We start from the raw sequence: 8,483 nt of genomic DNA on the forward strand, positions 1-8,483 counted from the left end.
GGGGGCCGCCTGGGGGGGTGGGGCCCCCGCCGCGCCGCACGGGGGGGGCGGGGGCGCCGGCGGGGCCCCGGGGGGGGGCGCCGCACACCCCCCCCCGCCCGGCCCCCGACCCGAGGACACCTGCCTGGTCCGACAGGGCCCCTCGCGCCGCTGAGCGGCCCTGCGGTCCCCGCTCCCCTGCTTTCGAGGCCGACAGCGCCGTCGGCACCGTCCCGCTCCTGATGCCGGTGGCGGACGCGGCCCCGGTTCACCCCACCGAGCGGGGTGAGCGCGGTATGGCCGATGCCGTCCTGCGTGCCCTCAGAGCTTCGGGGTGAAGGCTCGTGTCTTATGCCGTGGACCAGCCCTCGCGAGACACCCGCGCACCGAGAACCCGACCGTCCGTCCCGCCCGTCCACCCGAGGAGCCGCCCGTGAGCAGCACCGGACTTCAAGGACACGGGGTCGTCCTCACCTTGGCGGCGCCGGCGATCGCCCCGGGCCCGACGGCCACGAACGTCCAGGTCGGCACCGGCCCGGACACCACCCCGAGACTCTCCCACGCCACTCCCCGCACACAGCAGGTCACCCATCCAGAAGGCGAGTTCCCCATGTCCACCATGAAGTCTGTGCACACCGCGAAGGACAAGATCGAGGTCGTCGACGTCGAACGCCCGGTCCCCGGGCCCAAGGACGCCCTCATGCGTGTCCGTGCCTGCGGCATCTGCGGCACCGACACCTTCTTCCTCCACCTCGGCGGCATGCCCTCCGGCCCCGACGGCGCCCTGCGCCCGATCCCGCTGGGCCACGAGCCGGCCGGTGAGATCGTCGAACTCGGCGCGGAGGTGACGGACCTGAAGGTCGGCGACCGGGTGGTGGTCAACCCGCAGGGTGTCTCGTCCGGCATCATCGGCTGCGGCGGCGAGCACGGCGCGATGAGCGAGTACCTGCTCCTGAACGACTGCGAGGTCGGCCGGACGGTGACGGTCTTCCCCGGCACCGTGCCGTTCGACGTGGCTTCTCTGAACGAGCCGATGGCGGTCGCCCGGCACTGCGTCAACCGCTCCGAGGCGACCCCCGACGACACGGTCGTCGTCTTCGGCGCCGGACCCATCGGCCTGGGCGCCACCATCTGGCTCAAGCTGCGCGGCGTCAAGCACGTCGTCGTCGCCGATGTCATCCCCGAGCGACTGGAAACCGCCCTGGCTGTCGGCGCCGACGCCGTCATCAACTCCAGGACCGAGAACGTCACCGAACGCCTGAAGGAACTGCACGGCGAGGCCGCCAACGCTCTGGGCCAGCCCCGCGCCGGCACCGACATCTACATCGACGCCGCCGGTGTACCCGCCGTCTTCAACGCCACCGTCGACTCCGCCAAGTGGGGCGCCAAGCTCGTCATGGTCGCCGTCCAGAAGAAGTCCGACCAGATCGACCTCGGCGGCATGCTCCGCAGCGAGCTCACCCTCATCGCCTCCCAGGGCTACCCCACCGAGATCTTCGAGGTCACCGCCGAGCTCGTCGAACACCACGAACGCTTCGCCAAGCTCATCAGCCACCGCATCCCCTTCGCCGAGGTCGACACCGCCTTCGACCTCGCCCTCACCCCCGGAGCCGCCGAAAAGGTCGTCGTCACGTTCGACGAGTAGGGGTACGGGGGCCCGCACCGCGGTACCGGGTCAACGACTGGGCAGGGCCGGGGAGACATGTCCCTTCCCGCCCCGGCCCGGCGTCATTTCTCATTGCTCCACGTGGATGACCGCGGCACGCCGGACATCGTCGGCCCGCTCCACCGGCGGCTCGGTGCCGAGGCGAACCACCACGCCGCCCTCGGCGGGGCGTCTGGCGGCCTCCGCGCCGGGTGCGAACTCCCGCGACCGGGGGACCGGTTCGGAGCAGGAGGGCCGTCCGGAGGGACTATCGTGTCGGCATGTCCGTCCCTGAACTGATCCGTATCGTCTCCCGCGACTCGCCCATGGCACTGGCCCAGGTGGAACGGGTACGCGCCGAGCTGGCCGTCGTCCACCCACAGGTGCGCACCGAGGTCGTCCCTGTGAAGACGACCGGCGACAAGTGGATGGGCGACCTGTCCCTGGTCGAGGGCAAGGGTGCGTTCACCAAGGAGGTCGACGCGGCGCTGCTGGCCGGTGAGGCCGATCTGGCGGTGCACTGCGTCAAGGACGTGCCCGCCGACCGGCCGCTCCCCGCCGGCACGATGTTCGCCGCGTTCCTCAAGCGCGACGACATCCGCGACGCCCTGATCCACCCCGGCGGCCTCACCCTGGACGAGCTGCCGGACGGCACCCGGATCGGTACGTCCTCGGTGCGCCGGATCGCCCAGCTGGCCGCCTCCCACCCGCACCTGGAGTGCGTACCGTTCCGCGGCAACGCCAACCGGCGGCTGGAGAAGCTCGCGGCCGGTGAGGCGGACGCGCTCCTCCTCGCCGTGTCCGGGCTGGAGCGCATCGGCCGGATGGACGTGGTCAGCGAGATCCTCTCCCCCGAGACGATGATGCCGCCCATCGGCGCGGGCATCCTCGCCCTCCAGTGCCGCGAGGGCGACCACACCCTGATCGACGCGGTCAGCGGCCTCGGCGACCCGGACACGCACCGGGAGGCGACGGCCGAACGGATGTTCCTGCACGTCCTGCAAGGGCACTGCAACAGCCCGATCGCCGGGTACGCGAAGGTGTCCCGCAGCGGCGAACTCTCCCTGCGCGCCTGCGTGTTCACCCCGGACGGCAAGACCCAGCTCAACGCCCACGAGTGGGCGGGGCGCCTCGATCCGGCCACGCTCGGCACGTCCGTGGCGGTGGCGTTGCTGCGGCAGGGCGCGCGCGAGCTGATCGACGGCATCGCGCACTGAGCACACCGAACACACTGAGGGCTGCGGACCGGGAACCGGGGCCGCCCGGCGGCGGGCGAACGAAGCCCGCCGGGCCGGTCAGGTGGGTTCCGTCTGGCCCTTCTGGTCCTTCAGATCCTGCTGCGTCCTCTGGTCCTTCAGGAAGTTGCTCGCCTGGAGGGCCACGCCGTCCCGGCCCGTGCCGTGGTGTGCGCCCGATCCGACGGAGTCCTCGGGCAGCCCGATCCCGCCCGCCCACAGGCGTCGGCCGGTCCACTCCTCCTCGACCCGAAGCTGGATCTGTACGTCCACCTGGGTCAGGGACGACTCCGGGCCGGCCGCGTACAGGACCGCCGTGGCGCGGCGCAGCGGGTAGACGTCGAAGCCCTCGATGAACTGCGAGTTCCGCCAGTCGATGAAGGCGCCCTCGCCGTCGGGGCCGAGCCGGACATCGATCTGTCCGTCCTCCAGGTGGACCCCGAAGTGCCGGCGGCCACGGTTCTCGACCGTCACGCGGAGGGTGAAGTAGGTCAGTCCCTCGGCGGCGTCGTCGCGCCCGCGCGGCGGTTCGGCCGCCAGCAGACGGTGGACGCGGACACGCAGGCCGGCATGCTCGTCGTACTCGTGCCAGTCCCCGACCACGTTCGGCTCGTGCACAGTCCACCTCTCGACCTCGGATGGCTGTTTCCTATCCTTGCGCCCGGCGCACAGTCAAATGAGCGGATTGCGCCGTGGCCAGCGAATTCGCCCCCTTGATCACTGATCAAGCGATGTGCAGCGGAAATCCACCGAAGACCTGTGGGGCGGTGGTTACGTGCGTGCCGCACATCACGTTCCGGTGCATGGTCGTGACCGGCGTTCAGCCGGCCAGTCGGCCGAGGAGCGAGGAGGCCGCGACGACGGCGAGGACGGCGGCGAGCAGCACCAGATAGCCGAGGTAGGGGATGCCGCCGGTCGGTATCGCCCTGATCCGGGTGAAGGTCTCGCCGAGTCAGCGCATTCGCCCGGCGACCGGCCGGAAGCGCAGAGTCAGTCTTTGCCCCGATTTGTTTCCGTTTCGTCCTGTGTGGGAATTTCCTTTGCAGTGCTTCGGACAGGAGGCACACCCGTGGGAGCCGGTTCACCGGACCCTCGGCCGACCTCCGTGCGGTCCGTGTGCGCGCCCTCCCCGGTGTCTGTCCACCCAGCACCTGCTGAGGAGGTGCACGCGATGCGTGTCACCGGCAGAACGAAGCCCCATCCGCACGACGACGCCCCCGACACGGCCGCGGCGTTCGAACGGCTCGGCCAACTGCCCGAAGGTCCGGAACGCCACGCCCTGCGGGACGACCTCGTAGAGGCCTGGCTGCCCATGGCGGAGCGGATCGCCATCCGCTTCCGGGGCCGCGGCGAGGCCCTGGAGGATCTCTACCAGGTCGCGGCCGTCGGACTCGTCAAGGCCGTCGACCACTACGACCCCGGGCGCGGCACCGCTTTCGAGGCCTACGCCGTGCCGACCGTCACCGGCGAGATCAAGCGGCACTTCCGCGACCACCTGTGGGCGCTGCACGTGCCGCGCCGGGTCCAGGACCTGCGCAACCGCGTGCGCCGCGCCGCGAAGGACCTCTCGGCTACCGTCCCGGGCCGGCCACCGACCGTCGCCGAGATCGCCGCGTACGCACAACTGAGCGAGAGCGAGGTCCGTACGGGCATGGAGGCCCTGGACTGCTTCTCCACGCTGTCGCTGGAGGCGGAGCTGCCGGGCACCGACGGCTACGCACTGGCGGACACGGTCGGCGGGCCCGACCCCGGATTCGACCTGGTCGTCGACCGCGCGGCCGTCAGTCCCGGTCTGCGCAACCTGCCCGAGCGGGAGCGGACCATTCTCTACCTGCGGTTCTTCGGCGGGATGACACAGAGCCGGATCGCCCAGCAGCTCGGTATCTCGCAGATGCACGTCTCACGGCTGATCAGCGGCTGCTGCGCACGGCTGCGCGAGGAACTGCGTGCGGAACTGTGTGAGGAACGGCCGGGAGAGCCGGCGACCGTACGTCCGGACGAGCGCTCCGGACTGAGCGGAGATCGGTACGAGGAACTGCTCGCCGATGCCTGCTGAGGCGGGCTGCCGGTCCCCCCGCACACCACAGTCGCCCGGGCGAGTCTCCTCACGGCCGGGCGGCTGGGGGTGGGGCTCACTGCCGAACCCTCCCGGGAGCGGTTCCCCAGTGTGCCCTCCCTTCCGGGGTGACCTGAGGAACGAAGCTGAAACACGGACCCGGTCACGAGAGGCCGACGCACACCTTACGAATCCGGGGTGGCACCCGGAATCCGCGTGGGTCCGTGACGGTCCAGCGCGTCCTCCAGTTCGGCCCGGACCTCGGAGGGCATCTCCCCGTCACGCCCCCAGGTCAGGACCGTCTCCGCGATATGGCGGAGTTTGATGTTCGTGTGCTGGGAGACCTCTTTCAGCACTTCCCACCCCTCGTCCGGTGTCACCCGGCCGAGGGCGATCATCATGCCGATCGCCTGGTCGACGACGGCATGGGACGTGACGGCCTCCTTGAGCTGGTCGACCTCCGTCTGGAGGGCGAAGACCAGATCGTCGTCACTCCGGCGGCCGTCCATGGGCATGGTCACCTTCAGGTCGCCTCCAGGTCGCGTCCGGGGCTGCCTCTCCATCGTCGCCACTCCACCCGCCATGTGCCAACAGGCCCGATCGGGGTACTCGACAGGCACGGATACGGGGTCCGGCCGGAGACTGGGTACGGCCGGTGCCTGCCGGTGGACGGGACCAGGACGCGAGTGCCATGAACCACGACACGACATACCCCCGCGGCGCGACGGACGCCGTCTCGACCCATTCCGTGTTCGGCGCCCCTTGCTGGGTGAGTCTGACCAGCCGCGACCGGCGGGCCACGGAGGCGTTCTACGGTGCCGTGCTGGGCTGGCGGTGGCGTCCGGCCCTGCTGGGCGACCGCTTCCGGGTCGCGCTGGCGGAGGGCACGCCCGTCGCGGGGATCGCCGCGGTGGCCTCCGTATGGCAGATGGCGGTCGCCTGGACCCCGTACTTCGCCGTGCCGAGCGCGGACGACGCGGTGGGCCGGGCCCGGGAGCGCGGAGGTACGACGGCGGTCGGGCCGATCTCCTTCCCGCCGGGCCGGGCGGCCCTGCTGGCCGACCGCGACGGAGCGATCTTCGGGATCTGGGAGGGCGAACTGATCGCCGACTGGGAGGCCTGGCGGCAGGCGGCACCCGCGTTCGTCCGGCTGCACACCCGCGACGCGTTCGACGCGGCCATCTTCTACGGCGAGATCCTGGAGTGGGCGTCGGACCGCCCCGGCTGCTGCGAGGTCCAGTACGAGGGCGACGAAGTCGTCCTGCGCAGCCAGGGCAACATCGTCGCCCGCATCGTCTCGGGCGCGCTGGAGGCGGCGCCCGACCCCACGATCCGACCGCACTGGCAGGTCCACTTCGCGGTCCAGGACGTGGCGCTCTGCGTCAAGGCCGCGCAGGACAACGGCGGCAGCATCCTGCGGTACGACGCCGGTGCCGCCCCGTTCGAGGCGGTGCTGCGTGACCCGGACGGGGCTCAGTTCACGGTGACCTCGCGCATCCCGCGCTGAGCACGCCGGCTACCGGACCGACGAGTAGAGGGACCGGCCCTCCCCCAGGGGCTGGGTGGGTACCCGGCCGTTCCACAGCAGCAGGCCGTGCCGTCGTTCCCAGCGGGCGACCCACCCCGCGCGGGCCAGCCAGGCGGACGCGAACAGCAGCGGGTGGAGGGCGAGATCGCGCTCCCACAGCAGACCGCCGTCCACCCCGAACACCACCACCGCGCCCACGACCGCCGCGCAGACCGCGAGGATCGCGCACGTCACCTCGTAGCGGACATATCTGACCACGGTCATCCCCCTGCACCCCCGGCTCCGCCCCCGTGGCGCAGTCCCGGCTCCACCGTCCCGCAGCCGAGCCCGGACCGCGCCCCCTTTACACGTCCGCGAGGACGTCCCAAGCCCGATGGTTCGCCGTGCCGGCGAAGGCCGGGGCCGGGAAATCGACAGGGACCGCCCGGGGCGCCTGGAGCGCATCCCGCAGGGTCGGCGAGGGTCCGGTCGGGACGAGCGGGACGCCTTCGCAGGAGCGGGCCCGGCGCGAGAACCAGATGACCTTGGCACCGGTGGCCGTGGCACAGCAGCCCCAGCCGTCGCTCAGCGCGGCGATCCACGCCAGGCACGTGCGGAGTTCCTGCTCAGGGCGCAGGTCGCGGTCGTTCTGGGCGATGGCGGTGATGAGGTGCTGGCCGTTCCACCACATCTCGATCACCGCGCGCTTGTCGGTCGCGTGCTCGTCGATGGCGCGCAGCAGCACTTCGGTGCCGTGGCAGACGGGCCCGGCGAGGTGCTCCAGGTCCCAAAGCCGGAGGTGGGCGGCCAGGATGCGCCCGACCTGCCCGACCCGTTCGGGACAGACCTCAACGTCGAGGTGGTAGTAGCAGGGCTCTGCGGTCTTCATCGTCGTTGGCTCCTCACGGCGGACTCCCGTTTCTCCACGCTCTCCGGGGCCAGGCCCCGAACGCGAAGCGTGAGCACTGATCGCTTCTGAGTCAGCTCCAGAGTGGGAGCGCTAGTCCATTCGTGCAACACGAGCGCCCGCTTTGGTTGTTGAAGAGCCAACAAGACGCTGGGTCGCCCCACATGCACCATGAGTCAAGGTCTCGCTGTACAGAAGCAGCCAGTCACGAGGAAGGGGACCAGCGCCATGCTGCTGCCCGCCAAAGCCGAGGTCGCCCGACAGCTGAACAGGTACCGGGCGTGGGAGCGCGTCATGCTCGCGGCCCCGTCCGACCGATCGGCACGCGACAGTTTCGAGGACTCGGGCTACACCCTGTGCGTGCTGATGGGGAAGCGGTGCGCGCGGGAGGCCGCACACGCCGCCGAGCGCTACCTCCGCACAAGCCTGGTCGCCTACCTCCGGGAACAGGCCGGCCGCGCCCACGCGAGCCGTTTCACCGGCCACTCTCCCCCGGCCGTCCACCGCAGTACGGCCGGGGGATAGCGCCGCCCTCGCCCCCCGACCCGACCCCGAGCCCAGCAGAGGTGAGATCCATGAGCCCGACTCCGGCCATCGGCCGCATCCCGGTACGGGATGTGCGCCCGGCCGTCGAGTGCGGAAGACGCCCGGCAAAGGCCGTCGCGGGAGAGACCTTCCAGGTCACCGCGACGGTCTTCCGCGAGGGTCATGACGCGGTCGGCGCGAACGTCGTGCTGTGCGATGCGCAGGGCCGCCCGGGCCCGTGGACACCGATGCGCGAGCTCACCCCGGGATCGGACCGCTGGGGCGCGGACGTCACCCCGGACGCGGTGGGCCACTGGACCTACCGGGTCGAGGCATGGAACGACCCGATCACGACGTGGCGGCACCACGCAGGCATCAAGATCCCGGCCGGGATCGACACCGGGCTGGTCCTGGAGGAGGGCGCGCTGCTGTACGAACGTGCCGCTGCGGGTGCTGCGAAGCAGCCGGCCCGCGCTGTCGTACTGGCCGCCGCGCAGACCCTGGGCGACGACTCGCTCCCCGTGGCCGATCGTTTCGCGGCCGCTCTGACGCCGGCGGTGGACAAGGTGCTGGCCCGGTATCCGCTGCGGGAACTGGTCACCTCCTCCGAGCCGTTGGCGCTGCTGGTG

The 8,483-nt window shown here is 71.3% G+C and carries 10 protein-coding genes; 6 read left to right on the forward strand and 4 right to left on the reverse strand.

Features of this window, described 5'->3' with window-relative positions; genetic code table 11:
* The first annotated feature begins 589 nt into the window (after nucleotides 1-589).
* Nucleotides 590-1,624 carry a zinc-binding dehydrogenase gene (locus ACH4TV_RS42400; RefSeq protein WP_398406747.1) on the forward strand — a complete coding sequence of 345 codons (1,035 nt, stop codon included), beginning with the start codon at nucleotides 590-592 and terminating at the stop codon, nucleotides 1,622-1,624.
* Between the two features lie 281 nt (nucleotides 1,625-1,905).
* Nucleotides 1,906-2,841: a hydroxymethylbilane synthase gene (gene hemC / locus ACH4TV_RS42405; protein WP_398406729.1), complete on the forward strand. Its 936-nt coding sequence runs from the start codon at nucleotides 1,906-1,908 to the stop codon at nucleotides 2,839-2,841.
* Nucleotides 2,842-2,919: 78 nt separating this feature from the next.
* Here hemC and ACH4TV_RS42410 read toward each other — a convergent pair whose 3' ends face one another.
* Nucleotides 2,920-3,477: a hypothetical protein gene (locus ACH4TV_RS42410; protein WP_398406730.1), complete on the reverse strand. Its 558-nt coding sequence runs from the start codon at nucleotides 3,475-3,477 to the stop codon at nucleotides 2,920-2,922.
* 553 nt (nucleotides 3,478-4,030) lie between these two features.
* Here ACH4TV_RS42410 and ACH4TV_RS42415 point away from each other — a divergent pair.
* Nucleotides 4,031-4,915, forward strand: coding sequence for a SigB/SigF/SigG family RNA polymerase sigma factor (locus ACH4TV_RS42415; RefSeq protein ID WP_398406731.1), 885 nt, complete (start codon nucleotides 4,031-4,033; stop codon nucleotides 4,913-4,915).
* Nucleotides 4,916-5,100: 185 nt separating this feature from the next.
* Here the strand turns inward: ACH4TV_RS42415 and ACH4TV_RS42420 are convergent, their stop codons facing one another.
* Nucleotides 5,101-5,430, reverse strand: a complete 330-nt coding sequence (locus ACH4TV_RS42420; protein WP_398406748.1) for an ANTAR domain-containing protein — start codon at nucleotides 5,428-5,430, stop codon at nucleotides 5,101-5,103.
* 176 nt (nucleotides 5,431-5,606) lie between these two features.
* On the opposite strand from ACH4TV_RS42420, the gene ACH4TV_RS42425 reads away from it, so the two are divergent.
* On the forward strand, nucleotides 5,607-6,422 hold the full coding sequence (locus ACH4TV_RS42425; protein WP_398406732.1) for a VOC family protein: 816 nt from the start codon (nucleotides 5,607-5,609) through the stop codon (nucleotides 6,420-6,422).
* A 9-nt stretch (nucleotides 6,423-6,431) separates the two neighbouring features.
* On the opposite strand, the gene ACH4TV_RS42430 is transcribed toward ACH4TV_RS42425, so the two are convergent.
* Together ACH4TV_RS42430 and ACH4TV_RS42435 are read right to left on the reverse strand one after the other, a co-directional pair.
* Nucleotides 6,432-6,707, reverse strand: coding sequence for a hypothetical protein (locus ACH4TV_RS42430; RefSeq protein WP_398406733.1), 276 nt, complete (start codon nucleotides 6,705-6,707; stop codon nucleotides 6,432-6,434).
* A gap of 79 nt (nucleotides 6,708-6,786) precedes the next feature.
* On the reverse strand, nucleotides 6,787-7,311 hold the full coding sequence (locus ACH4TV_RS42435; protein ID WP_398406734.1) for a pep a2: 525 nt from the start codon (nucleotides 7,309-7,311) through the stop codon (nucleotides 6,787-6,789).
* 246 nt (nucleotides 7,312-7,557) lie between these two features.
* Here ACH4TV_RS42435 and ACH4TV_RS42440 point away from each other — a divergent pair, with 246 nt between their 5' ends.
* Nucleotides 7,558-7,854 carry a DUF5133 domain-containing protein gene (locus tag ACH4TV_RS42440; RefSeq protein WP_398406735.1) on the forward strand — a complete coding sequence of 99 codons (297 nt, stop codon included), beginning with the start codon at nucleotides 7,558-7,560 and terminating at the stop codon, nucleotides 7,852-7,854.
* A gap of 50 nt (nucleotides 7,855-7,904) precedes the next feature.
* A partial coding sequence (locus ACH4TV_RS42445; RefSeq protein WP_398406736.1) for a maltotransferase domain-containing protein occupies nucleotides 7,905-8,483 on the forward strand: 579 nt, incomplete at its 3' end.

Origin of the sequence: Streptomyces sp. NPDC020898 (assembly GCF_044333925.1) — a bacterium.
Lineage (GTDB): Bacteria > Actinomycetota > Actinomycetes > Streptomycetales > Streptomycetaceae > Streptomyces.